This window comes from Staphylococcus sp. GDX8P54P (genome assembly GCF_017893165.1).
GTDB classification, from domain to species: domain Bacteria; phylum Bacillota; class Bacilli; order Staphylococcales; family Staphylococcaceae; genus Staphylococcus; species Staphylococcus borealis.
Window position 1 is genome coordinate 1 of record NZ_JAESMM010000092.1, and the last position, 556, is coordinate 556.

Sequence of the window (556 nt, forward strand, 5' to 3'; positions counted from 1 at the left end):
ATTATTGCTTTTATCTTTGTAATATTAGCTCGTAAATCTAAAGCAGTTCATACAAAACAAGTGATTAAAGGTGCACCATGGAATATCGTTGTATTCTCTATTGGTATGTATCTTGTTGTGTTTGGACTAAAAAATGTAGGTATTACAACGATCCTTGGGGATGTTTTAACAAACATTTCAAATTATGGGTTATTTAGCAGCATCATGGGTATGGGCTTTATAGCTGCTTTCTTATCTTCGATTATGAACAACATGCCAACTGTTTTAATAGATGCAATAGCGATTGGCCAATCCAGTGCTACAGGAATATTAAAAGAAGGCATGGTTTATGCGAATGTCATAGGTTCTGATTTAGGACCTAAAATTACGCCAATTGGTTCTTTAGCAACATTATTGTGGCTACATGTCTTAACACAAAAAGGTGTGAAGATTTCGTGGGGAACATACTTTAAAACTGGAATTATCATCACTATTCCAGTCCTATTTGTAACACTCTTAGGTTTATACCTTACACTAATCATATTTTAAGAAAAGGGGCTTTAATTATGGATAAGAA

Annotated in this window: 1 protein-coding gene; it reads left to right on the forward strand. The window is 33.6% G+C overall.

All coding sequences use genetic code 11. The annotated features are described in order from the left end of the window. Window positions 1–528: ArsB/NhaD family transporter (locus tag KA909_RS13410; protein ID WP_281059147.1), on the forward strand; the 528-nt coding region annotated here is incomplete at its 5' end. Between the last annotated feature and the right edge of the window lie 28 nt (window positions 529–556).